Origin of the sequence: Elizabethkingia sp. YR214 (assembly GCF_003058195.1) — a bacterium.
In the GTDB taxonomy this organism is placed as follows: Bacteria; Bacteroidota; Bacteroidia; order Flavobacteriales; family Weeksellaceae; genus Elizabethkingia.
Genome location: NZ_QBUH01000010.1, coordinates 81692 through 104308, shown reverse-complemented (window position 1 = coordinate 104308; position 22617 = coordinate 81692). Strand labels below are relative to the sequence as shown.

The following is a 22617-nucleotide window of genomic DNA, read 5'->3' as shown; positions in this document are numbered from 1 at the left end:
TATTAAAACATATAACCTCAGCTTTATCAGAATTAACTGAGTAAAGCTGAGGTTTTTATTATTTCATTATCATGCAGGCAGAATATCAACGTCATAATCTTATCTTCAAACGTCCGGGGGGAACTTCCAGAGGCGTATTAACCGAAAAGGAAACTTACTTTTTACATATTTCTGATGGAGAAAAGAAAGGAACAGGAGAATGCGGTATTTTCCGTGGACTGAGTTATGACGATGTCCCCAATTATGAAGAAAAGCTGCAGTGGCTATGTGATAACATCAATAGTGAGCACGGCTTTCTACAGAAACAACTGTTGCATTATCCATCTATATGGTTTGGTTATGAACAGGCAATGCTTAATTTAAAACATGGTGGTCATATTTACTTTCCGGGAGAATTTACAGAAGCCAAAAAAAGCATCACCATCAATGGGTTAATATGGATGGGGAATGTAGATTTCATGAAAGAGCAGATTGCATTGAAACTTCAGGACAAATTTCATTGTATTAAACTAAAGATTGGTATTAACTGGGATGAAGAGAAAAAAGTAGTGGAAGAACTTCGTAAAACATTTCCCCAAAAACAGCTAGAGCTTCGCGTAGATGCCAACGGTGCCTTTTCTGCCGAAAAAGCCAAAATTGTTTTGGAAGAATTAGCTGCCCTGGATATACATTCTATTGAACAGCCTATAAAAGCCGGTAATCTACAAGAAATGGCTTTACTTTGTGCAAATACTCTTACTCCAATAGCCTTAGATGAAGAACTTATCGGAATCACGGAATCGGAAGAAAAACAAAGACTTCTGGAAACTATAAAGCCACAATATATCATTCTAAAGCCTTCATTAGTTGGCGGAATATCTGGTTCTGACGAATGGATAGCATTAGCAGAAAAGCAAAATATCGGCTGGTGGATAACTTCAGCATTGGAGAGCAATATCGGACTGAATGCTATTGCACAGTATACCTACACAAAAAAGAATCCGATGCCACAAGGTTTGGGCACCGGAGATTTATTTACGAATAATACACCTTCTAGTCTGAAACTAGAGGGCGACCAGTTGTGGTTTGCAGACTGATCTTATTCTATTTTTTGATTTAATAACTATATGTTTTCAGAGATAATACTACTTATCTTCGCACATCCAGTATTGTGATGCACTGTAACACATACCGTCACTACAATATCCCCATCCCGGAGGGCAGTTTCCGTCTGGTGAATTTTTAGGATTACCTCCTTTCAGTTCCTTTAATGATTTTCTTTCTAACTTTTTCATAATGATATTTTTATTTGGTTTTTATACTAAAATTTAGGACGCAGTTATTAATGAACATAACCACAGCCAGTCTCTCTTTCTGCACAAGTCCTTGTAGGTTCATTACAAGTTCCACCACCGCCTCCATTTTCCATACTGCTAATTTTCAGATGCAGACTTATATATACACGCATCCACAACCTATTTCATCTGCAGAACAAAGCCTTGTAGGTTCGTTACAACCTCCAGGATTACCAGGACCATCCGGAGTATTATAATAGCAATAATCACCTTCACAATAGCCAACATTCCTTAACCCCGGAGGACGTGGACAAGGCTCATCAATAAGGCAGAACGCATATGCAACACGACCGCCACCGCTTACATGCTTTAGTAAGCTACGATTGAGTTTTTTCATAATAATTAAGATTTGGTTGATTATTCAGGAAAGCATTCTACATCAACTAGTACACAATGTGAATACTTTGGCGGAATATTAAAATATTCACTGCATGAAACGTGCTGATATTTTTTTGGAAATTCATCACAAACATTTCCGGCACCTTTTACTGTTTTTAAATGTGATCTTTGAAGTTTTTTCATAACAGATTATTTAATATTCACATACTACACATTGACAAACACCATTCGCGTCTGTTATACCCTCCACTGTCTTATTCAGATACGGATCGTAATAGACACATGCCATTCCTCCTAAAGGTGGGCCACCGCCGTTGACTTTTTTCAAGTCTTTCTTAAGTAATTTTCTCATAATATCTTGATTTATTTAGTGTTAGTTAAATTACACATTTAAATCACATTTTGGAGATTTTTAACTTTTATTTAACTATTATATTTAATTAGCCCTGCTTTTTTCATCAAATTTCACATTACGACTGACCCCTTTTACCTTATTGTTTCCGAATGTATAATTCACACTAAGATTGAGTCCTCTGTAATCATAATAGTTCCTGAATTTCATAACAGAATCTGAATAAACCGATTCACCTTTACTTAATGCTTTTTTGAAAATATCATCCACTGAGATGCTAATCTGTAATTTCTTATCCATTAAAAACAGCTTGGCTCCTAAACTCACAATAGAATACCCATCCAATCTGACGTTTCCGAAACTTCCTGGAAATTGCTGGGCAAAATTAGCAAACATAGCTACAGTTTTCTGTGTATTCAGCGTAAAGGTATTATTGATATTATAATATATATTAAATGCTTTTTGTCCTATAACTTCCGGGATAATTCCGTTACTTTCGGAGTAATACAGATTAGCACTTGCACTCACTTCCCAGAATTTAAATAAAATATCGTTATACCCCAGATTCATTCCGTAATTGGTCTGATTGAACATATTAGCATAATCAATAATTTTAATTCCGTTATTAAAAGTTACAAGCTGCGAATAAGAGTCTTTAACCTGCTGATAATAAAATGTAGCTGTTAATTTATTTTTATAGGAATAACCCAATTCTATATTATCATTATAGGAAGGTCTCAGATAAGGGTTTCCCTTTGCAAAAGAATAGGGATTAATATACCATCTGTAGGGATTGATCGCCCGGAAAAAAGGTCTGTTGATTCTTCTGGAATAATTAGCTGTAAAAGTATTATTATCATCTGCTTTATAAGCGATGTATGCCGTAGGGAAAAATCTGCCGTATTCATATTTGTTCCTTTCTCCTGAAGTCGGATTAAAGCCATCGATTACAGAATATTCATAACGTATTCCTGCTTTTGCAGACCACTGTTCATTTATCTTCTTGTCTATACTAAAATAACCGGCATAATTTTGCTCTTTATATTCAAAAAGGTTATTTCCTTCCGGCATTAAAACAGAGTTACCATTCACCATTCTGAAATACTCCAGATTTGAGGTATTTTGAAAATAAGCCATTTTAGCTCCGGTTTCTATATTGGCAAATTTATAAGGCAAGGTAAAATCTACCTGTCCGGACCATATAGTATAATTGATCTTGCTATAGCTTCTGTAACTTTCTGTATTGTTTATATTGTGATTGGTTGTCTGGAAGCCAATATTATTCACCGGAATATTAGAAAAATAATTACCACCTACCGACATTTTCTTGCCAAGGCTATCCAATTTCAAATCATAATAAGCATTCAGAGTATGGGTAGGAATTTTCTGACGGTGCTCTGCATAAGTGGTCAGAAGAGAATCTTGCTTATTTCCTGTAAAGTATTCCGAACTATTATTTATATCCATATTCATATGACCGGAACCAAAGTCATATACAATTCCGGCATTCGCTTTGTCCGAAATTTTATAATCCAGACTATAATTCAGTCCAAGTCCGTTCGGCATATCAACTCGCCTGTCAAGGCTTTTGAGTCCCTTATTTGCAATAATTTCGTTTTGTTCTGTAGAATTCTTTTTGGTATCATAATGTCTTAGTTTCAGGGAACTACTAATCTTAGCAGACTGATAATTCAAACCAATGTTATTTGTAAATCCGTCACGTGACTTTCTAACATATCCGGTGGTTAGACTTCCACTCCAACCCAGATTGGAATTTTTCTTCAGGACTATATTAATAATACCACTATTGCCTTGTGCATCATATTTAGCTGGAGGTGTAGTTATCACTTCTATTTTTGCAATATTTTCAGATCTTACAGATCTCAAATAATTCAGTAGTTCTGATCCTGACATTTGCACAATTCTGTCATTAATCATCACCGATACGTTGCTTTTACCAACAATTGATATCCCGCTGGCATCATCTACTTTTACCAATGGTGTATTTCTTAAAGCTTCTATTCCATCTGTCCCTTGTGATGCAATAGAGTTTTCCACATTAAATACCATACGGTCAATTTTTCTTTCTACAAGTTTCTTTTTACCACTAAGATTAACGGTTTGTATTTCTTTCTCAGAAGCTTTTCCCGAAGTATTCTGAGCATGCATTAATGGACCTACAGAACTAAGTATAACAACTGCCCAAAGACCTGACTTATTTTTCATATTAACTAGTTTTATTTTGCAATTATTTTTTATAACTAAGAATTTAGTAATACAAATATATTCTAATTTTCTTTTAAACTAATTTTTTAGTGATAAAAAATTTAACTAAACATTTTTCTTCAATTAATTACACATAACTAGTACCAGAAAAAAATAACTAATCAACTATATGACTAACAGCTATTTAAAAATAAACAACAGAATTTCAGTGTTCATTTTCATACATCTATGTTCATAACCGGACATTTTATAAAGATTCGGAAGAACCGATTAAAATGGTTAAATTTGCACTCTTAGAATATATCTCAATGGAAGAAGAAAAAAAATCTCTCAATTTTATTGAGCAAATTATAGAGGAAGATTTGGCAAACGGTCTTGAAAAAGACAAAATTCGTTTCCGCTTCCCACCGGAACCAAATGGTTATTTACACATTGGCCATACGAAGGCTATTTGTATTAACTTTGGTTTGGGTGAAAAATATAATGCTCCGGTTAACCTGCGTTTTGATGATACTAACCCTGAAAAGGAAGAGCAGGAATTTGTAGATTCTATTAAGAAGGATGTAGAGTGGCTTGGCTTTAAATGGGACAAGGAACTTTATGCGTCCGACTATTTCCAACAGCTATATGACTGGGCGGTACAAATGATTAAAGAAGGAAAAGCTTATGTAGATGAGCAGCCTTCTGAGGTAATCACAGAACAACGTAAAAATCCTGCTGAACCAGGAGTAGAATCACCATACAGAAACAGACCTGTAGAAGAGTCTCTGGATTTGTTTGAAAAAATGAAGAACGGAGAGTTCGAAAGCGGATCAATGTCACTTCGTGCAAAAATCGATATGATTTCGCCAAACATGAACATGCGTGACCCTGTTATGTATCGTATTCTGAATAAACCACATCACAGAACCGGAACTACATGGAAAATTTATCCAATGTATGACTGGGCACATGGTGAATCCGATTATCTGGAGCAAGTCTCGCACTCGCTTTGTTCTTTGGAATTCGAAAACCACAGACCATTATACAACTGGTATCTGGAGCAGGTAAGAGATGAAAAAAAAGTAGCACCAAAGCAAAGAGAATTTGCCAGAATGAATGTTACATATATGATTACATCTAAGAGAAAGCTGCAAAAGCTTATTGCAGAAAATGTAGTCACTGGCTGGGATGACCCGAGAATGCCTACTGTTTCCGGATTGAGAAGAAAAGGTTATACTGCAGAAGCTATCCGTAACTTTATCGAGCGTATTGGTGTTGCAAAACGCGAAAACCTTATCGACATTCAGTTACTGGAATTCTTTGTACGCGAAGACCTGAACAAAAAGGCAAAAAGGGTAATGGCTGTTGTAGATCCGGTAAAACTGATCATTGAAAACTATCCGGAAGGACAGGAAGAGTGGGTAGAAACTGAGAACAATCCGGAAGATGAAAATGCCGGAACCAGACAAATTCCTTTTTCCAGAGAAATATACATTGAAAGAGAAGACTTCAAAGAAGAAGCTAATAATAAATTTTTCCGTCTGAAACTAGGTGGAGAAGTTCGTCTGAAATCTGCTTACATTATCAAGGCAGAACGTGTAGAAAAGGATGAAAATGGTGAAATCACTACCATCTATGCTACATACGATGAAAAGAGTAAATCTGGAAGTGGCACTGAGGAAAGTTTAAGAAAGGTAAAAGGTACTCTTCACTGGGTATCTGCACCACATGCTATTCCTGTAGAGGCACGTATGTATGAACGTTTGTTTACTGTAGAACAGCCGGATGCAGAGAAGGACGCTGATTTCCTACAGTACATTAATCCTGAGTCATTAAATACAGCTCACGGTTTTGCTGAGCCAAGTCTTAAAGATGTAGAAATCGGAGAACCATTACAGTTCCAGAGAATTGGTTACTTTACTAAGGACCGCGATTCTTCTGATGAGAAACTGGTTTTCAACAGAACAGTAACTTTAAAAGATTCTTACAAACCATAAGGAATCAGAATAAAGAATAATAAAGATGGCTACCTCACAAGGTAGCCATTTTCTATACATAAAAAAGGATAATCCGTTTTTCTGCCTTATCTTCGTTCATAGATTCTGATTAATCAACCTTTTCTGATTTACTAACTGGCAACCTTAATATAACCAACAATTATGAACGAAAAACTGCAGGTACTGGCAACAAAACTAAATTTATCTGCTGACCGCCTGCAAGAACTGATGCAGGACTCTTCAGTTGTTAAATACAAAAAAGGAAGCTTCCTAATGCATCATGGTGAATTGTCTCACCAGCTAGGCTTTATCATTAAAGGAGCACTCAGAACTTTCACAATCAATCAGGAAGGGGAAGATATCAGCTTCTTATTGCAGGTGGATGGTGATTTTTTTGGTGATTATGAATGCTTTCTTAATGGAAAAAAATCCAACTGGCAATTACAGACAACAATGGGAACAGAGGTTGTGTTAATAAGCAAGCAACACTTACACCTCCTAATGGATAAAGATCCATTTTGGATAAGCTTCTACAAACAGATTGCAGATGTTTGTTTTCTGGAAGCCAAACGCAGAATTGAAGAACTGCTATTTTACACTTACGAACAACGCTACCTGAATTTAATTACGAACAGACCTAAGGTTATTGAAAAAATACCACAAAAATATATAGCCAGCTATCTTGGAATTACAACACAGTCTCTTTCCCGGATTAGAAGCCGTATTTTATTAACATAAGTGAACGTTTTTGCTATTTTTGGCAGCGAAATTTGCTGTATTAATCTAATACAACATTATTATGGATGTCGCCATTATAGGAGCCGGAATCGGAGGGCTAACAACAGCTTTGGCCCTGAAAAGAAGAAATATACCATTCAAAGTTTATGAAGCTGCTGAAGAATTAAAGCCTGTTGGTACCGGAATTATTCTGGGTATTAACGCAATGCAGGTATACCACCAGTTGCAGATAGAAAGCAAAATATTACAAGTTGGAAAAAAAGTAGAAAGCATTAATGTGACCGACTTTGGATTAGTACCCCTCACAGAAACTCTACTCTCCCCTTTTGAGCAAAAATATGGACATAACAGTATTGCTATACACCGGGCAGATCTTCATCACATTCTGGTAAATGAAGTCGGCCCGGAAAATATAATACTAAACAGCAGACTTGCGAATGCTGTAAAAACAAGCAATAATGATTATGAACTAAGCTTTGAAAATAAGGAAAAAGCACACCATGCATTTATAATAGGAGCTGACGGTATTCATTCAAAAATCAGAAAAATATTTTTCCCGGACACTCAGCTAAGAAATGCAAATCAAATTTGTTTTCGGGGAGTTACACATTTTAATCTGCCGACCCAGTACAGAAACGAATTGACAGAAGGTTGGGGGAAAGGAAAAAGGTTTGGTTTTGTAGAAATTTCAGCAGGAATTGTTTACTGGTACTTTCTTGTCAATGATGATCTTTATCAAAAGCATCCTGATCTGAGCTTATATCTTACTGATGCTCCGGATTTTATTCGGGAAATGATTATCAATACCCCTAAAGAAAAGTGGTTTACAGCAAACCTACAAGACCTAAAACCCATTACAGAATGGCAAAAAGATGAGGTCATACTTTTGGGTGACGCTGCACACGCTACCACACCTAATATGGGACAAGGTGCATGTCAGGCAATAGAAGACGCCTATGTATTATTCAAACTACTTGAAGAAAATAATCTGGAAATAACCTTTAGAAATTATCCGTTAATAAGACAGGAAAAAGCGCATCATGTAGTAAATACCAGTTGGAAAATTGGAAAAATTGCACAACTGGAAAATAAGCTGCTGATTGGTTTGAGAAATTTAGTATTACGCAAGACACCAAAATCTACACAAACAAGGAATTTTGACCGCTTATTTACCTTAGACATTATAAGTTAAAACAAAAGGAGAGCTTTCTTTTTTATAAAAGACGCTCTCCCTCTATTATATTTTAAATAATCCGCAAACATTAATTATCTATTCCGGATTATATTCTCTTTTAAGCAACCCCTAGTTTCTTGGTTACAATAGCATTCATAATAATCTGGGCATGAATTCTGGAGTTTTCAATAAACCATAAATGGGTATTTTTCCCACCGCAAACTACTCCTGCAAGATAAAGTCCGGGTATATTAGTTTCCATTGTATGATCATTATGATGTGGAACCATACTTTCTCCTTCCAACAAAACACCAGCCTTACCAAGAAAATCAAAGTCAGGTAAATAACCGGTTAAAGCCAAAACAAAATCATTTTCAATTTCGCGAATATTACCTTCTCCATCTCTGAAGATCACGCTTTCTTCTTTAATTTCTGTAAGTTCAGAATTAAAATAAGCTTTAATACTACCTTCAGCAATTCGGTTTTCAATATCAGGACGAACCCAGTATTTTACCCTCCGCCCGATTTCCGGTCCGCGCACAATCATCGTAACATCACCGCCTTTCCGGTAGATTTCCAGAGCAGCATCTACAGAAGAATTACTGGCTCCAATGACTACAACTTTCTGCTTTGCATATGGATAAGGCTCGGAATAATAATGCTGAACCTTTGGTAACTCCTCTCCTTTTACCTGAATTGGATTCGGAATATCATAAAAACCTGTTGCCAAAATAACGTTTTTGGCTGTGTATTCAGATTTAGAGGAAATTACTTTAAACAATTCACCATCCTTAGTTACATCTGTTACTTTTTCATAAAGACGGATATTGATATTTCTTTGTCTTGTAATACCCTGATAATATTCCAGAGCTTCCTGCCGACCTGGCTTGGGCGCAGTTGTAATAAACGGAACTCCGTCTATTTCCAACCTGTCTGCCGACGAAAAGAAACGCATATATAACGGATAATGATAAAGACTATTAGCTATAGTACCTTTTTCCAGAATAATATAGGAAAGTTTTTTTTTCTCAGCTTCCAACGCACATGCCAATCCTATAGGCCCTCCGCCAATAATTACAAGGTCATAAATATTCATAAAACAAAATTACGGTAAAGCGCTCGTTGCACGACAGTGATTCTTATTAATTTTATCTGTTAGCACATTAATGTAACGTGAATTTAGATTTACTCTGTTAATATAGTACGAACCTTTTGAAGGTTAATAAAACCTTAGCTATTAACCTTCAAAAGGTTTTTTATAAACTTTTACTTCCTATAATTCTATATCTTCCCAGACTATACCTCTGAAATGAAACTGTTCAATCATCTTTCTTCTTTCCCGCTGCATCGTTTCTATCTTCTGAAGCAGATTGCTGATAATCTCTATTCCGGGCATATTAACATCCAAATCATAATGCCAGTTGGTAAAGCGCTCCAATGCCGGAAGATCGTTGTATGAAACATATTTGACTTCATTTTCTATCTGAAGATGTAATAATCCGGAATCTTCCAGAGACTCCAAAAATGACATTTCTATATTATAAAGTTTAATCAGTTCTTCTCGTGAAATTCTCTCTTCCATGACTTAGGATTTTTGCATTTCTTTTAATAATTCTTTTTGTTTTTCCGAAAGGTTCTTTGGCAGCTGAACATTAAAAGTAACATACAGATCTCCGGATTGTCCTTCCTTTTTATAAACAGGGAATCCCTTTCCTTTCAGGCGTACTGTAGAAGCATTAGCCGTTTCAGGCTTCACTTTCAGTTTTACACTTCCGCTTAGTGTTTTTAGCTCAACATCTCCTCCCAATAAAGCTGTATACATATCTATCTTTACAGTTGTTTTCAGATCGTCTCCTGAACGTTTAAGATGGGCATCTTCAGGAATAATAAATGTGATATACAAATCCCCGTTTGGCCCGCCATTATGTCCTTCTGTACCATAACCCTTCAGTTTTATCTGCTGTCCGTCGTATACACCTGCAGGAATAGTAATCCTTACTTTTTTATTATTTATATCTAATGTACGCTGGTGTGTTTCTGCTGCTTCATGTAAAGAAAGCTGCAATTCTGCATGCAGATCCTGACCTTTGAACTTACCAGAGCTTCTTCCTCTGGAAGAAGAACTAAATCCACCGCCACCACCACCAAACATAGATTGGAAAAAGTCTGAGAAATCTTCGCCTTCACCAAAATCAGAACCCGAAAAGCCTCCCGATGAATAGGCCCGCTGTGAATTTTGCTGTTGTTGTCTGGCTTGTTCATACTTCTCGTATTCTTCACCATTTTTCCAGTGTTCACCATACTTGTCATACTTCGCACGCTTTTCCGGATCACTCAGCACTTCATTAGCTTCATTCAGTTCCTGAAATTTATGATGCGCTTCTTTATCATCCGGATTAAGATCCGGGTGCATTTTTCGGGCAAGTTTTCGATAAGCTTTTTTTATGTCATCCTGGGTTGCATTTTTATTGACTCCCAGAGTTTTATAATAATCAATAAACGCCATAGAATATATGTTTTCTCAAATTTAATGAATCTGAAAGAAAAGTATGGCCAATTATTTGTTAAAAAAGAATTCTATTAATTTGTATTTTTACTTTTATAATTTTTCGGATGACAACAACTCAACACTCTTTCTGGCAGAGTTATTCCAATATCATACTCCTACTGATAGGTATTACCGTTGGTAGTATTATCGGTATTTTTTTTCCAAATGTTGTAGACTATCTTAAACCTGTTGGGGACATTTTCCTTAATCTGCTTTTCGTTACCGTTATTCCTTTGGTATTCTTTGCCATTGTAACTTCTGTATCGGCGATTGAACAAAAAGGAAAATTGGGAAAAATACTTTTCGCCATGATGTTTACTTTTCTGTGTTTTGTTATTATTGCTGCTATTTTCAGTATAGGAGCAGTATATCTTTTCCCTACTGCGAGGCCTTCAACTGATGCAGCCGTAACAATTGCGGAAAACATTACCAGTACCGAAACCTGGAGTGACCGAATTGTACGTTTCTTTACCGTTGGTGAATTTTATATGCTTCTTTCCCGACAGAATATGTTGGCCATGCTAATATTCTCTTTCCTTTTGGGGATTGCTATCCGTAAGTCTGCTCCTGAAAAAACTGAAACTTTCCGCAAGTTTATGGCAGGTGGAAACGAAGTGATGAAGGAATTATTAATACTGATTATGAAAGCGGCACCTATAGGGCTTGGTGCTTATATTGCTTACCAGGTTGGTACACTGGGACCTCAGCTTTTCGGATTCTATGCAAAGCCTTTGGGCGTGTATTACGGAGCTGGAATCGTTTACTTCTTTATATTTTTCAGTTTGTATGCTTTTGTTGCTAACGGGACTAAGGGCATCAAACTTTTCTGGAAGAATAATATTGTACCTTCATTTACAGCTATCAGTACGTGCAGCAGTTTGGCAACTATGCCGGCCAATCTGGATGCTGCGAGAAAAATTGGAATCCCCGATTCGGTTGCCAATGTTGTAATCCCTATCGGAACAACCATTCATAAAAACGGATCATCCATTTCTTCTATTGTAAAAATATATGTAGCTTTTCTCTTATTAGGATGGGACTTCTTCGATTTCAACAACCTGATTATAGCCTTAGGAATCACTGTCTTTGTAAGCGTTGTTGCCGGAGGTATTCCCAACGGAGGCTACATTGGCGAAATGCTGATGATATCCGCGTATAACCTTCCGCAGGAAGCTATTCCGGCAGTGATAATTATTGGTACACTTGTAGACCCATTGGCAACGATACTTAACTCAACAGGAGATACTGTAGCAGCAATGGTCGTTACACGGCTGGTGGGAGAGAAATTTAATCCGCCTGTTGAAGAGTAGGATTTCTTTTAAGCTCAAAAATAAGATTATCCATATTGTCCTCATCAATACGCTCAGGATTCGGTATAAAATTATGTTTTAACAATAAGCTTTTGGAAGCTTCATTATATCGGCTTGTGAAAGCTTCGATGTTATCCATGCCAAGTGTTGAAAAACCATATTCAATTACTGCAACCATAGCCTCTGACATAATTCCTTTGCCATGGTGGAGAGGCTTTAAATCATAACCTATCTCTGCTGTTTTACAATCTGCAGAGATTTTCCACAGGCATATACCTCCAATTAACTCCGGATTTTCTTTTTTGCGAATAGCCCAGTTTATTGCACTTTTATTTTCATATCGATCTCTGGCCAACCGGATAAAATCATAAGCCTGTTGGATATCATGGTCAGGTCCTCTTTTGACGTAACGAGCCACTTCTTTATCGGAACGAAGAGAAAAAATACTTTCAACATCTGCGTCTTCAATACGGTTAAGCACTAACCTATTGGTAAACAATACTGGAAACATAAACTACTACTATTTTTATCTATTTTATAAACTTTAGCCAAAAATAACTATAATTTATCAACCATATCAAAAATAATTTTAAAACAAAAGACTATAAACTTGGTAAAACTTTTATTATTCGTTAATTTAGACTCCGAAATATATAAATGAAAAGAGTATGAATATGTACAAAAAAATTACGCTTTCTGCGTTAGTTATTTCAACGCAATTCTGGTCGGCCCAGCAAACTTCACAGGATAAATTAAACCCTGTAGTTCAGAACATTGTAAATGAAGCTAATAACAATTCTCAGTTAGAGAATTTAGCATTTGAGTTATTAGATGTTATTGGCCCGCGTTTGGTAGGTTCACCTGCAATGAAGCAAGCTAACGATTGGGCTGTAGAAAAATATAAAGGCTGGGGAATCGATGCGCAAAACCAACAGTTTGGCGAATGGGCTTCTTGGCAAAGAGGAATTACACAGGTTGAAATGACTTCGCCACGTGTAAAAAGTCTGGAATCTATGCAGTTGGCATGGTCTCCTGCTACAAAAAAGGCAATAGATGCCGAGGTGGTAATACTTCCTAAGGTGAATAATCCTTCTGAGTTTACAGAATGGCTAAAAGGAATTAAGGGTAAATTTGTATTAATGGCACAATACCAAAGATCTGGCCGCCCTGACTATCAGCTAAAAGAATTTGCTACTCCGGAATTGTACGAGAAGTTTAAAGCACAAAGAGATAAAGATGCTGAAGATTTCAGAACTTTAATTAAAAATACTGGTTATGATAACAATACCCTTCCTGAAGCATTAGAAAAAGCTGGTGCAGCTGGTATTGCCATTTCTAACTGGACTGGCATTATGGGGGCTAACAGAATTTTTGGAGCTAAAACCAAAAATATCCCAATGATAGATATTGCTGTAGAAGACTACGGAATGCTTTATCGTCTTGCTTTGAATGGTAAAAAACCAACAATTAAAGTAAATGCACAATCTAAAAACTTGGGAACAGCTAAGTCTTTCAACACAATTGCAAGAATTGAAGGAAAAGAAAAACCAAACGAATATGTAATCCTTTCTGCTCACTTCGATTCATGGGACGGAGCACAGGGAGCAACTGACAACGGAACTGGTACCATTACTATGATGGAGGCTGCTAGAATCCTTAAAAAATTCTACCCTAATAACAAAAGAACCATTATTATAGGACACTGGGGAAGTGAAGAGCAAGGGCTAAACGGTTCCAGAGCATTCGTAATGGATAATCCTGAAATTATTAAAAATACACAGGTTGCATTTAATCAGGACAACGGAACAGGCCGTGTTGTAAATATCCAAGGACAAGGCTTTGTAGATTCTTATGACTACCTTACCCGTTGGATGGCAGCTCTTCCTAAAAATGTAGGTAAGCATATTGAAACTTCGTTCCCGGGGATGCCTGGTGGTGGCGGATCTGATCATGCTTCTTTTGTAGCAGCTGGTGTACCGGGTATATCATTAAGTTCTCTTAACTGGGGCTACTTTGGTTATACATGGCATACCAATAGAGATACTTATGACAAAATTATGTTCGATGAGGTAAAAAATAACGTAATTGCGGCTGCAGTTATGGCTTATATGGCTTCGGAAGAACCGGAACTTGTAAGCAGACAAAAACGTACTTTGCCGGCAGGACAAACCTGGCCTGAGGTAAAAGAGCCTAAGCGTAAAGGAACCAACTAATATGATAAAATAAAAAGTGAGTCTCTTAACAGCTCACTTTTTTATTTTAAATTTAAATATCATTTCTCTTTATAGGTTCCAGATTTTCCAGCTCTTCAGGAGTAAATAATCTGTAATGTATTTTAAAAGTTTTCCCCAACGGTGTTTCCAGAGAAAACCCACCGGGTCCAAAGCCATCCAGAACATCTAACGTAAAATGTGAATACTGCCAGTATTCAAACAAATCTCTGTCTACCCAAAATTCATATTCTTTTACATGCCCAAGGAGAACATCATTCATTCTCGGAAAGAAGCCTCCTTTTTCAAAGCATTGTGGCTGTGTTCCTTCGCAACAGCCTCCGGCCTGATAAAACATTAATGGCCCATGCTTTTGCCCTAATTCTTCTACTACGGTCAGCGCCTTATCTGTTATATCCAGTCTGGAAATCATATTTACTTTTATTTTAGCTTGAATTTGATATGCATAAACATCAATGATCTTTCTTTGTTTCCAAAAAGCGAGTTTAAGATGCTATAAGCTATCGCACCATTATGTTACCAGAAACAGGCGATTAAAAAATAATGATATGCATTATTCTTTTCTTATACCATACCCGGATTATACTGATGGATAATTAACAACTAAACCTTTCAGAATCGTTATATCATCCTTCAGGTTTAGTTGCTCAAACACACTATTTAAAAAAAGCCTAATTTGTTTTTATTATAGGATATCAACATATTTTTGGTCTGACGGTAATGATCGAGCATCATCTTATGATTTTCTCTTCCAATTCCGGATTGTTTGTAGCCTCCAAATGGTGCTCCTGCTGGATAAGAATGATACTGATTCACCCATACCCTACCAGCCTCAACAGCTCTCGGAATACGGTACAACTGATGTGCATCCCTTGTCCACACACCGGCACCTAGTCCATAGATGGTATCGTTTGCAATAGCAATAGCTTCTTCTTCGTCTTTAAAAGTTGTAACAGCCAGTACTGGTCCAAAAATCTCCTCCTGGAAAATTCTCATTTTATTATTTCCCCGGAACAATGTCGGCTGGATATAGAAACCATCTTCCAGTCCTTCTCCCACATTATTCACATCTCCCCCTGTTAAAACCTCCGCTCCTTCCTCTTTTCCAAGGTTGATATAAGACAATATTTTATCCTTCTGAATCTGGGAAGCTTGTGCACCCATCATTACCGTTGGATCTAATGGATTTCCAACTTTAATCTTATTCACACGGTCTATTACTCTTTCTATAAACTCATCATAGATATCCTCCTGTACCAATAATCTAGATGGGCAAGTACAAATCTCACCCTGATTAAGAGCAAACAGAACTGCTCCTTCAATTGCTTTATCCAGGAACTCATCATCAGCATCCATTACTGAATTGAAGAATATATTTGGCGACTTACCTCCTAATTCCAATGTTACAGGAATAATGTTTTCCGTAGCATATTGCATTACCATACGTCCTGTTGTTGTAGATCCTGTAAATGCTGCTTTAGAAACTTTAGGATTCGTAACCAGTACACGGCCTAGTTCTGCACCAAAACCATTGACAATATTGACCACTCCGGCAGGAATAAGATCTCCTATTAGCTCCATTAAAACCATAATAGATACAGGTGTACTTTCTGCAGGTTTCAGAACTACACAGTTTCCTGCAGCCAATGCCGGAGCCAGTTTCCATACCGCCATAAGAATCGGGAAATTCCAAGGAATAATCTGAGCGATAACTCCTAAAGGTTCATTCACTATTAATGAAACAGTATCTTTATCTAGTTCGTTATGAGAACCTTCTTCCGCTCTTATAACACTTGCAAAATATCTAAAATGATCTATTGCCAACGGAATATCAGCAGCCAGTGTTTCCCGAACAGCTTTTCCATTATCTACTGTTTCCACAGCAGCAATATAATCCAGATTCTGTTCTATGCGATCCGCAATTTTGTTCAGCATAATGCTGCGTTCTGTTGCAGATGTATTTTTCCACGATTTAAAAGCTTCATAAGCTGTATCAACTGCCAGCGCAGTATCTTCTTTAGTAGAGTGTGCTACTTTAGTAAAAACTTTTCCATCTATTGGTGAAACCACATCGAAATAACCACCTAATACAGGGGCCGTAAATTTTCCACCGATATAATTATCATATTTTGCCTTGAATTCAGGTCTTTTTAGTGCTTTGTCTTCTGCAAGCACAGCTTCTGTAGTACTCATAATTATTTTTTTTAAATCTCCTTCAACCGAAGTTATCTACTCTAAAACCAAACACATAGCATAATATTCCATTTTTATAGCAAAATAATCTTCACCGGATAATTTTATCATTTCATTAACAGTGCTTTATGGATCTGTTTGATTTTTATTTAATACTTTTATAAGTCACAGTAAAAAAAGAAGTCATGAAAAATGCAAAGTCTTTAGTAAATACGCTTACACTCTTACAAGAAGATCAGCTTTCTAATTTTATAGAAAATAAGACAACATTTGGTATGCAAAACTGTGAGTTCAGTATTTATGAGACCCACAGAAGTGCTTCTGATGTGAAGCTGAACTTTGAAAATCTTACTTTTACCGGAATGCTTCAGGGAAAAAAACGAATGAAGCTGGACGGAAAAACGGATTATTTCGAATACCTTCCCGGGGAAAGTGTTTTGGTAGCTCCCGGTGAAACTATGATTATTGATTTTCCAGAGGCAGATAAAACTCCATCCCAATGTATTACACTAAGCTTTAATCCTGACTTTGTGGAAAACTCTCTGAATGAACTTAATTTCCGAACCCCAAAAGTGGATGAGGCTTCTAATTGGAATATTTCTATGGATGAATTCTATTTGTTTAATACTCCTGCTTTAGCACTTACAACCAATAATATTATCCGCATAGCTATGGATGATAATCCTCAGAAGGATGTTATGGCTGATTTTGCATTGAAAGAGTTATTGATCCGATTGATGCAGACACAAGGCAGAAATCTTGTTGAAAAGTGCCTTATGAAAAGTAAGTCTCATATAGGATTTGCTATTGAATTTATAAAAAAGAATCTGCACCAAAAGCTCACAATAGATCAGATCGCAAACATGGCCTATGTAAGCAAATCTAATTTCTTCAAAATGTTTAAAGAAGAGCTGGGAATTTCGCCTAACAGATTTATTCTGGCGGAGCGCATAAAAAAAGCAAAAGAACTTCTGGCCAGACATGAAAGCATAAAAGAAGTTGCTTTCCAGACTGGTTTTTCGGACACCAATTATTTTACCCGAATTTTTCGGCAGCATGAGGGAATCACTCCTAAAATATTTCAGGATTCTATAATATTAGGAGCTTACTAATATCTTATACTTTAATGTAGATTTTCCTTTTATCCAGCCAATAGGCCAATAACCAGCAGAATCCAAGAAAAATAAGTGCATATAAAAAGGATCCAAACTCTAGTGAATAGGATATCGGATCACATATATGTTTGTGAAACCATCCCAATGGGGATAAATATTTGATTTTTCCTTTATCATCCAAACCATTTTCAATTCTGATAAGACTGAATAACCTTGGTACTACTCCACTTACAACATAGATAAATAAAGGATTTTTTCCAAATACATCAAAGAACTTCATCAGTCCATTTCTTATTTCAAGAATTTCTATAAACCATATTAATATTCCCAGAACTATTATAGCAAGCCCTGTGGTCAGTAAAGTATAGGAACTGCTCCATATTTTCTTATTGTACGGGAAATCCAGTTGCCATACATAAGAAATAAAAACTGCTATAATGCCCAGAACAAAAAGCCCCGACAGCATAGAGTAGATACTATTTTCTTTCAGAGTTTTTCCAAACCACTGAATATTTCCCTTCTTCTGAATATAATTACCAATCAGATAACCAAATAAAACCTGTGGAATTGCAGGAATAGTACTGAATAAACCTTCAGGATCAAAAGGAACTCCTTCTCCTTTATATTCATGTGCTATTCCCAGTATGCTATGATCTATTGGTACACCAATAAAACCTTCTATACTGTATGGATCTGCTCCGCCCAATAATGATGTGAGAAACCAGTAAATAATTAATAATGCACCACTAATCCATAAAACCATTTTCTCTTTGAAATAATAGGCAATAACCGAGGCAAAGAAATAGGCTATTGCAATTCTCTGTAAAACTCCCATAATACGGACTCCACTTTCTTCAGAGCTTTTCCAGCTCATAAAGCTTAGGCTGTCATGATCCCATTGTAAAAACGGGCACCAGTTAAGAAACAGGCCTATACCAAAGATTAATAATGTTCTTTTAATTACTTTCTTCCAGAAAACAGAACTATCCTGCTGCTGAAACTTTGGTATTACAAAGGTCATAGCATTTCCCACTGCGAAAAGAAAAAACGGAAAAACCAGATCTGTAGGAGTACAACCATGCCATTTAGCATGTTCTAAAGGTGGATATATAGCAGACCAAGTTCCGGGATTATTTACTAAAATCATTAGTGCTACCGTGGCACCACGAAATACATCTAAGGAGTAATAGCGGGCTGATTTCATTCAGAAGTAATAAAATTTAACTATAATATTTCTATATCCTAACAAATATAGATAAATACTTTGCAGTATAGACAAATAAAAAACCGCAGATATACTGCGGTTTCTTTAACTATTTTTTATATTCATAATATCGAGCTCCTTTCAGAACCGGATTTTCAGTTTCTGTATAATCCAGCTTAAATCCTTTTTTATCAGCTGCAACAGAATTTTCAGTCTGTTTGCGGTGAAGCTTTTCATAAGTAGGGAAATCAATAGCCTGACGCTCTTTAAGATGATCAAACAGGTTCCACTTTTCAACTATGTTTTTCCAGTTAGCGCCTATTGTGGCTTCGAAAACTTTTGACTTGGAACCACTCCCGTAAGCAAAGAAACCTACTTTCTTTCCGCTAAGATCTTCACCATCATTAGAAGAAACCTGCAGTGCAGAAAGTAACGCCATAAATACTGAAGCAGTATACATGTTCCCTATTTCCGAGGAAGCCCTTTGGGATGTTTCTATTTTTTCATTTACAAGTGCCTTATAAACATCGCTCCCGGCAACAGCCTTCAAATCGTCATTTGTTGCGTAGGGCAAATTGTTTTCCATTGCAAAAATCTCACTGAAAATTCTTTTACCGTGAAATGCGTAAGGCAAATGGAATATCAGGAATCTCCAGTCTGCAAATGCATTTCCGGAAACACCTTTCTCTTCTTTAAAGTGCTGGTAAGCTTCACGGATTCTGTCTTTAAAACATTCGTTTGAATATTGTCCGTCGAAAACAGGCTCATCGGAGAATACTTCAATTTTATCAGGAAAACTTTCCGGAGCATTATTCAGTTCTTCTTTCTTATAATGTCTTCTTGGCTTGAAAAAGTCGAAAACACTTTCCATACCTACACCCCAGTGATTTTCTATCTCCAGCAAATCTGGTTGGGAAGAGACTAATAAAGCTACAGCTCCACCTCCTTGTGTATATTCACCTCCTGAAGCCAATTCATATTTTGCATAGTCTGATGCTATAACAACTGCTTTCTTATTAGGATTTACTCTTACAAAATCAATAGCATTTTGCAAAGCGTCTACCCCACCAATACAGGCAAAGGTCATATCTAAGGCATCACAGTTTTTGAAACTACGGCTTCCATATTCTTCTTCTAAAGCCTGTTCCACCATTTGTACAGCAAGAGTAGCCGTAGGTTTTGCAGCATCCAGAGCACTTTCTGTTCCCAGATATACTCTGCATATTTCTTTCGGATTGATATTGTAATCATTAATCAGCCTCAACAAAGCTTCTGCAGCAAATGTCGCAGCATCTTCATGTACATCCGGAAAAGCCATCTTATGAAGCCCGAGTCCTTTTTCTAATTTTAATGGATCGATACCTCTATTCTCTGCTAAATCTTTAATTTCCAAATACAAATGCGGCACATAATAAGAAGCCGCCTCAACTCCAACTCTCATAAATATTAGTTTTTGTAAAAAACCCTACGAAGTTAGGGAGTTGAGTTTAAAAAGAAAAAAATATGGCATACTATTTTACACAGTACGCCATAATTATTGATGTTGTTTTTCTGTTTATTGAGGTAAATCCTCTGATATTTTCTGTTTTTTTGAAACTACTTTCTCCAGAATATATCTTATAGAAGAAGCATCCGCAGGTGGATTAGCTACTTTTTCTTTTTTCACTTTCAATACGTATTCATATCCTGGCTCATAAGTAAACCCTTCAACGGACTGATACATATAACTCCAGATTTTAGCATCTCCTTCTTTTACCAAATAGCATTTTTGCTTTCCTACACCAGTACAGTCAACTTGTTTTGAGGCCACCACAAATGTTTCGGCATTGTCTCCTTTAGCTGTCTTTTGTACATTACACTGCTGAAGAACAAAAAGTCCTAATCCGACCACAAATAGTTTACTAACTGCAAGTATTTTTTTCATAGAATTTATATTTCCGGCCTTAAAGACAAGAACCGTGCTAAAAAGTCCAATTTGAATTATTTTTTTTGAAAAAGGACAAAAAAATTACAGATCGTAGTGGTTAGGATGCTGTGCTTTAATTACATCCACAGTTCCTAAAACTTTATCTTTTAATGTATCCTGATATTGCTGCAATTTTTCTGCAACCTGCTCATCTGCACTTCCTATTATTTTAGCGGCCAAGATACCAGCATTTAAAGCTCCATTCAATGCAACTGTTGCTACCGGAATACCACCCGGCATTTGCAGAATAGACAATACTGAATCCCATCCGTCTATAGAATTACTGGATAAAATTGGAACTCCGATTACCGGAAGGGTTGTACAACTTGCTACCATTCCCGGAAGGTGCGCTGCTCCTCCTGCTCCGGCAATAATTACTTTCAGGTCTCTCTGTTTTGCAGACTTAGCATATTCGAACATACGTTCTGGTGTTCTGTGTGCAGAAACAACCGTTAGTTCATACGGAATACCTAAATCATTAAGGAAATTGGCTGCCTGTTCCATAATTGGTAAGTCGCTCTGACTTCCCATAATAATTCCGATCATGTTTACTTTTTTTAGATGGTCAAAGATAATGAAATTGAAAGGAAAGCCTATCGTAATTGTTCTATTCCTAAAGCCATTTTAGTGGAAAGATAGAGCAGAGGTGCCACATTTTCTTTTTTAACAATAAAGAAGCCATAGGAATCGCCAAGAGTATTCATATTCATCAACTCAATATCTTTTTCTGCCAAAGCTTTCTGTATATAGGGAAAATTAAAATTGCACCTATTCTGTTTTATTTTTTTCCGGAAAGGATTCCACATATAAAATTATTTTTTCAGCATTTGTATTTCCTTGCTACAGGCTAAAATATAAAAACTAATAATATCTTTGCAATACTTTATTCCAATCCATTTTGAGAGACTATAAATTACTATTTGCTATTCTGACGGTGGCTATCGTCTGGGGAACTACTTTTATGGGAATACGCGTTGCTGTGGAAAGCATTCCCGGATGGTTTGTGGCAGGTATACGTCAGCTTTTGGCAGCAATTATAATGGGAACTATCCTTATGTTCCGTAAGGAACTGAAATGGATTGGCTGGAAAAATTTAAAATACCAAATTGTTTTCTCAACCCTTATGCTGATAGGTGCTAATGGACTAACTACAGTTGCAGAAGAGAATGTAACGAGTAGTCTTGCTTCTCTGATTAGTGCCTGTGCTCCTATTCTTGTTTTTCTGGGAAGTCTTGCTGTAGGATTGCAAAAATTCAGTTTCCGGGCAATGACAGGAATCCTGATTTGCTTTTGCGGAATTATCTTCATTTTCTGGGACGGATTAAAAGATCTGGCTAATCCAAGCTACAGGAATGGCATTATCCTGATGTTTTGTGCTATTTCCGGATGGGCTTCAGGGACTATTTTCACTAAAAAAATGAATATACAGAGTGGTAATATTTCTCTGAATTTGTTTTATCAATTCGCCTTTGCAGGAATTGTACAAATTATACTGGCTTTCATATTTTCAGACGATTACAATTTTGGAAACTGGACACTAAAAAGCATATCGGCTATGGTTTATCTTGCTGTTTTTGGCTCTGTAACTGCTTTTTTTGCTTTTCATTATGCACTTACAAAAATTACCCCAATACAGGTTTCCATACTGGCCTATATCAATACAATTATTGCTATATTCCTGGGTTGGCTGCTTTTGGACGAAGAAATTTCTGCAAAGTTTATTATAGCAGCATGTTTGATTATCTGTGGTGTATTCATTACGAACTATAAACCAAAATCTGAACGCAGATTGGCATAACATATTAACACCAATACACAAATTATATTTAATTTCTTTTGGTTTTAGGACACAAATTGCTTCGCTATATTTATAAAAAGAGCACTTGGGCATAATTCCGCAAGTGCTCT

General features: G+C 36.5%; 25 protein-coding genes. 8 read left to right on the top strand and 17 right to left on the bottom strand.

Annotation, left to right across the window (positions count from 1 at the left end):
• Positions 1–71: 71 nt before the first annotated feature.
• Positions 72–1076: an o-succinylbenzoate synthase gene (locus C8J95_RS16860; protein WP_107809885.1), complete on the top strand. Its 1005-nt coding sequence runs from the start codon at positions 72–74 to the stop codon at positions 1074–1076.
• Between the two features lie 48 nt (positions 1077–1124).
• Here the strand turns inward: C8J95_RS16860 and C8J95_RS18820 are convergent, their stop codons facing one another.
• The 6 genes from C8J95_RS18820 to C8J95_RS16850 form a co-directional block, all read right to left on the bottom strand.
• On the bottom strand, positions 1125–1274 hold the full coding sequence (locus tag C8J95_RS18820; protein ID WP_185124629.1) for a hypothetical protein: 150 nt from the start codon (positions 1272–1274) through the stop codon (positions 1125–1127).
• A 47-nt stretch (positions 1275–1321) separates the two neighbouring features.
• Positions 1322–1447 carry a hypothetical protein gene (locus tag C8J95_RS19045; RefSeq protein WP_255412852.1) on the bottom strand — a complete coding sequence of 42 codons (126 nt, stop codon included), beginning with the start codon at positions 1445–1447 and terminating at the stop codon, positions 1322–1324.
• Entirely contained in the window at positions 1432–1671 is a 240-nt protein-coding gene (locus C8J95_RS16855) for a hypothetical protein (protein ID WP_107809884.1), read from the bottom strand. The genes C8J95_RS19045 and C8J95_RS16855 overlap by 16 nt, the downstream gene beginning before the upstream one ends.
• A 20-nt stretch (positions 1672–1691) precedes the next feature.
• Positions 1692–1856, bottom strand: coding sequence for a hypothetical protein (locus C8J95_RS18740; protein WP_158267960.1), 165 nt, complete (start codon positions 1854–1856; stop codon positions 1692–1694).
• Between the two features lie 10 nt (positions 1857–1866).
• A complete protein-coding gene (locus C8J95_RS18735; protein ID WP_158267959.1) occupies positions 1867–2025 on the bottom strand; it encodes a hypothetical protein in 159 nt (52 codons plus the stop codon).
• Between the two features lie 84 nt (positions 2026–2109).
• Entirely contained in the window at positions 2110–4251 is a 2142-nt protein-coding gene (locus C8J95_RS16850) for a TonB-dependent receptor domain-containing protein (RefSeq protein WP_107809883.1), read from the bottom strand.
• A gap of 308 nt (positions 4252–4559) precedes the next feature.
• Between C8J95_RS16850 and C8J95_RS16845 the strand changes: the two genes are divergently transcribed.
• The 3 genes from C8J95_RS16845 (at position 4560) to C8J95_RS16835 (ending at position 8160) form a co-directional block, all read left to right on the top strand.
• Positions 4560–6230, top strand: coding sequence for a glutamine--tRNA ligase/YqeY domain fusion protein (locus C8J95_RS16845; RefSeq protein ID WP_107809882.1), 1671 nt, complete (start codon positions 4560–4562; stop codon positions 6228–6230).
• A 162-nt stretch (positions 6231–6392) separates the two neighbouring features.
• A complete protein-coding gene (locus tag C8J95_RS16840; protein ID WP_107809881.1) occupies positions 6393–6968 on the top strand; it encodes a Crp/Fnr family transcriptional regulator in 576 nt (191 codons plus the stop codon).
• Positions 6969–7029: 61 nt separating this feature from the next.
• The gene (locus C8J95_RS16835; RefSeq protein WP_107809880.1) at positions 7030–8160 is read left to right on the top strand and encodes an FAD-dependent monooxygenase; all 1131 of its coding nucleotides are present in this window, start codon (positions 7030–7032) and stop codon (positions 8158–8160) included.
• A 100-nt stretch (positions 8161–8260) separates the two neighbouring features.
• Here C8J95_RS16835 and C8J95_RS16830 read toward each other — a convergent pair whose 3' ends face one another.
• The 3 genes from C8J95_RS16830 to C8J95_RS16820 all read right to left on the bottom strand — a co-directional run bounded on the left by C8J95_RS16830 (position 8261) and on the right by C8J95_RS16820 (position 10648).
• The gene (locus C8J95_RS16830) at positions 8261–9238 is read right to left on the bottom strand and encodes a YpdA family putative bacillithiol disulfide reductase (protein WP_107809879.1); all 978 of its coding nucleotides are present in this window, start codon (positions 9236–9238) and stop codon (positions 8261–8263) included.
• A 177-nt stretch (positions 9239–9415) separates the two neighbouring features.
• Entirely contained in the window at positions 9416–9724 is a 309-nt protein-coding gene (locus tag C8J95_RS16825; RefSeq protein ID WP_107809878.1) for a chaperone modulator CbpM, read from the bottom strand.
• Between the two features lie 3 nt (positions 9725–9727).
• A complete protein-coding gene (locus tag C8J95_RS16820; protein WP_107809877.1) occupies positions 9728–10648 on the bottom strand; it encodes a DnaJ C-terminal domain-containing protein in 921 nt (306 codons plus the stop codon).
• Positions 10649–10755: 107 nt separating this feature from the next.
• On the opposite strand from C8J95_RS16820, the gene C8J95_RS16815 reads away from it, so the two are divergent.
• Positions 10756–12000 carry a dicarboxylate/amino acid:cation symporter gene (locus C8J95_RS16815; RefSeq protein ID WP_107809876.1) on the top strand — a complete coding sequence of 415 codons (1245 nt, stop codon included), beginning with the start codon at positions 10756–10758 and terminating at the stop codon, positions 11998–12000.
• On the opposite strand, the gene C8J95_RS16810 is transcribed toward C8J95_RS16815, so the two are convergent.
• Positions 11978–12511, bottom strand: coding sequence for a GNAT family N-acetyltransferase (locus C8J95_RS16810; protein ID WP_107809875.1), 534 nt, complete (start codon positions 12509–12511; stop codon positions 11978–11980). The genes C8J95_RS16815 and C8J95_RS16810 overlap by 23 nt on opposite strands.
• Before the next feature lie 157 nt (positions 12512–12668).
• On the opposite strand from C8J95_RS16810, the gene C8J95_RS16805 reads away from it, so the two are divergent.
• The gene (locus C8J95_RS16805) at positions 12669–14213 is read left to right on the top strand and encodes a M28 family peptidase (protein ID WP_185124628.1); all 1545 of its coding nucleotides are present in this window, start codon (positions 12669–12671) and stop codon (positions 14211–14213) included.
• 52 nt (positions 14214–14265) lie between these two features.
• Here the strand turns inward: C8J95_RS16805 and C8J95_RS16800 are convergent, their stop codons facing one another.
• Together C8J95_RS16800 and C8J95_RS16795 are read right to left on the bottom strand one after the other, a co-directional pair.
• Positions 14266–14643: a DUF779 domain-containing protein gene (locus tag C8J95_RS16800; RefSeq protein WP_107809874.1), complete on the bottom strand. Its 378-nt coding sequence runs from the start codon at positions 14641–14643 to the stop codon at positions 14266–14268.
• Between the two features lie 248 nt (positions 14644–14891).
• Entirely contained in the window at positions 14892–16424 is a 1533-nt protein-coding gene (locus tag C8J95_RS16795; protein ID WP_059323898.1) for an aldehyde dehydrogenase family protein, read from the bottom strand.
• A 185-nt stretch (positions 16425–16609) separates the two neighbouring features.
• On the opposite strand from C8J95_RS16795, the gene C8J95_RS16790 reads away from it, so the two are divergent.
• The gene (locus C8J95_RS16790) at positions 16610–17536 is read left to right on the top strand and encodes an AraC family transcriptional regulator (RefSeq protein ID WP_107809873.1); all 927 of its coding nucleotides are present in this window, start codon (positions 16610–16612) and stop codon (positions 17534–17536) included.
• A gap of 4 nt (positions 17537–17540) precedes the next feature.
• Here the strand turns inward: C8J95_RS16790 and C8J95_RS16785 are convergent, their stop codons facing one another.
• The 5 genes from C8J95_RS16785 to C8J95_RS16765 all read right to left on the bottom strand — a co-directional run bounded on the left by C8J95_RS16785 (position 17541) and on the right by C8J95_RS16765 (position 21515).
• Positions 17541–18743: an acyltransferase family protein gene (locus tag C8J95_RS16785; RefSeq protein WP_107809872.1), complete on the bottom strand. Its 1203-nt coding sequence runs from the start codon at positions 18741–18743 to the stop codon at positions 17541–17543.
• Between the two features lie 109 nt (positions 18744–18852).
• Positions 18853–20184, bottom strand: a complete 1332-nt coding sequence (locus C8J95_RS16780) for a hydroxymethylglutaryl-CoA synthase family protein (protein ID WP_107809871.1) — start codon at positions 20182–20184, stop codon at positions 18853–18855.
• A gap of 114 nt (positions 20185–20298) precedes the next feature.
• Complete coding sequence (locus C8J95_RS16775; RefSeq protein ID WP_107809870.1) at positions 20299–20667, bottom strand: DUF4377 domain-containing protein; 369 nt, start codon at positions 20665–20667, stop codon at positions 20299–20301.
• An 84-nt stretch (positions 20668–20751) separates the two neighbouring features.
• The gene (gene purE / locus C8J95_RS16770; RefSeq protein WP_107809869.1) at positions 20752–21255 is read right to left on the bottom strand and encodes a 5-(carboxyamino)imidazole ribonucleotide mutase; all 504 of its coding nucleotides are present in this window, start codon (positions 21253–21255) and stop codon (positions 20752–20754) included.
• 47 nt (positions 21256–21302) lie between these two features.
• Complete coding sequence (locus C8J95_RS16765) at positions 21303–21515, bottom strand: hypothetical protein (protein ID WP_107809868.1); 213 nt, start codon at positions 21513–21515, stop codon at positions 21303–21305.
• A gap of 92 nt (positions 21516–21607) precedes the next feature.
• Here C8J95_RS16765 and C8J95_RS16760 point away from each other — a divergent pair, with 92 nt between their 5' ends.
• Positions 21608–22507 carry a DMT family transporter gene (locus tag C8J95_RS16760; RefSeq protein WP_107809867.1) on the top strand — a complete coding sequence of 300 codons (900 nt, stop codon included), beginning with the start codon at positions 21608–21610 and terminating at the stop codon, positions 22505–22507.
• Positions 22508–22617 lie beyond the last annotated feature (110 nt).

What these genes read in the sequence shown, in the direction of transcription:
- C8J95_RS16860 (WP_107809885.1), top strand. Translation starts at nt 72, where the DNA reads ATGCAGGCAGAATATCAACGTCATAATCTTATCTTCAAACGTCCGGGG.
- C8J95_RS18820 (WP_185124629.1), bottom strand. Translation starts at nt 1,274, where the DNA reads ATGAAAAAGTTAGAAAGAAAATCATTAAAGGAACTGAAAGGAGGTAAT.
- C8J95_RS19045 (WP_255412852.1), bottom strand. Translation starts at nt 1,447, where the DNA reads ATGCGTGTATATATAAGTCTGCATCTGAAAATTAGCAGTATGGAAAAT.
- C8J95_RS16855 (WP_107809884.1), bottom strand. Translation starts at nt 1,671, where the DNA reads ATGAAAAAACTCAATCGTAGCTTACTAAAGCATGTAAGCGGTGGCGGT.
- C8J95_RS18740 (WP_158267960.1), bottom strand. Translation starts at nt 1,856, where the DNA reads ATGAAAAAACTTCAAAGATCACATTTAAAAACAGTAAAAGGTGCCGGA.
- C8J95_RS18735 (WP_158267959.1), bottom strand. Translation starts at nt 2,025, where the DNA reads ATGAGAAAATTACTTAAGAAAGACTTGAAAAAAGTCAACGGCGGTGGC.
- C8J95_RS16850 (WP_107809883.1), bottom strand. Translation starts at nt 4,251, where the DNA reads ATGAAAAATAAGTCAGGTCTTTGGGCAGTTGTTATACTTAGTTCTGTA.
- C8J95_RS16845 (WP_107809882.1), top strand. Translation starts at nt 4,560, where the DNA reads ATGGAAGAAGAAAAAAAATCTCTCAATTTTATTGAGCAAATTATAGAG.
- C8J95_RS16840 (WP_107809881.1), top strand. Translation starts at nt 6,393, where the DNA reads ATGAACGAAAAACTGCAGGTACTGGCAACAAAACTAAATTTATCTGCT.
- C8J95_RS16835 (WP_107809880.1), top strand. Translation starts at nt 7,030, where the DNA reads ATGGATGTCGCCATTATAGGAGCCGGAATCGGAGGGCTAACAACAGCT.
- C8J95_RS16830 (WP_107809879.1), bottom strand. Translation starts at nt 9,238, where the DNA reads ATGAATATTTATGACCTTGTAATTATTGGCGGAGGGCCTATAGGATTG.
- C8J95_RS16825 (WP_107809878.1), bottom strand. Translation starts at nt 9,724, where the DNA reads ATGGAAGAGAGAATTTCACGAGAAGAACTGATTAAACTTTATAATATA.
- C8J95_RS16820 (WP_107809877.1), bottom strand. Translation starts at nt 10,648, where the DNA reads ATGGCGTTTATTGATTATTATAAAACTCTGGGAGTCAATAAAAATGCA.
- C8J95_RS16815 (WP_107809876.1), top strand. Translation starts at nt 10,756, where the DNA reads ATGACAACAACTCAACACTCTTTCTGGCAGAGTTATTCCAATATCATA.
- C8J95_RS16810 (WP_107809875.1), bottom strand. Translation starts at nt 12,511, where the DNA reads ATGTTTCCAGTATTGTTTACCAATAGGTTAGTGCTTAACCGTATTGAA.
- C8J95_RS16805 (WP_185124628.1), top strand. Translation starts at nt 12,669, where the DNA reads ATGAATATGTACAAAAAAATTACGCTTTCTGCGTTAGTTATTTCAACG.
- C8J95_RS16800 (WP_107809874.1), bottom strand. Translation starts at nt 14,643, where the DNA reads ATGATTTCCAGACTGGATATAACAGATAAGGCGCTGACCGTAGTAGAA.
- C8J95_RS16795 (WP_059323898.1), bottom strand. Translation starts at nt 16,424, where the DNA reads ATGAGTACTACAGAAGCTGTGCTTGCAGAAGACAAAGCACTAAAAAGA.
- C8J95_RS16790 (WP_107809873.1), top strand. Translation starts at nt 16,610, where the DNA reads ATGAAAAATGCAAAGTCTTTAGTAAATACGCTTACACTCTTACAAGAA.
- C8J95_RS16785 (WP_107809872.1), bottom strand. Translation starts at nt 18,743, where the DNA reads ATGAAATCAGCCCGCTATTACTCCTTAGATGTATTTCGTGGTGCCACG.
- C8J95_RS16780 (WP_107809871.1), bottom strand. Translation starts at nt 20,184, where the DNA reads ATGAGAGTTGGAGTTGAGGCGGCTTCTTATTATGTGCCGCATTTGTAT.
- C8J95_RS16775 (WP_107809870.1), bottom strand. Translation starts at nt 20,667, where the DNA reads ATGAAAAAAATACTTGCAGTTAGTAAACTATTTGTGGTCGGATTAGGA.
- purE (WP_107809869.1), bottom strand. Translation starts at nt 21,255, where the DNA reads ATGATCGGAATTATTATGGGAAGTCAGAGCGACTTACCAATTATGGAA.
- C8J95_RS16765 (WP_107809868.1), bottom strand. Translation starts at nt 21,515, where the DNA reads ATGTGGAATCCTTTCCGGAAAAAAATAAAACAGAATAGGTGCAATTTT.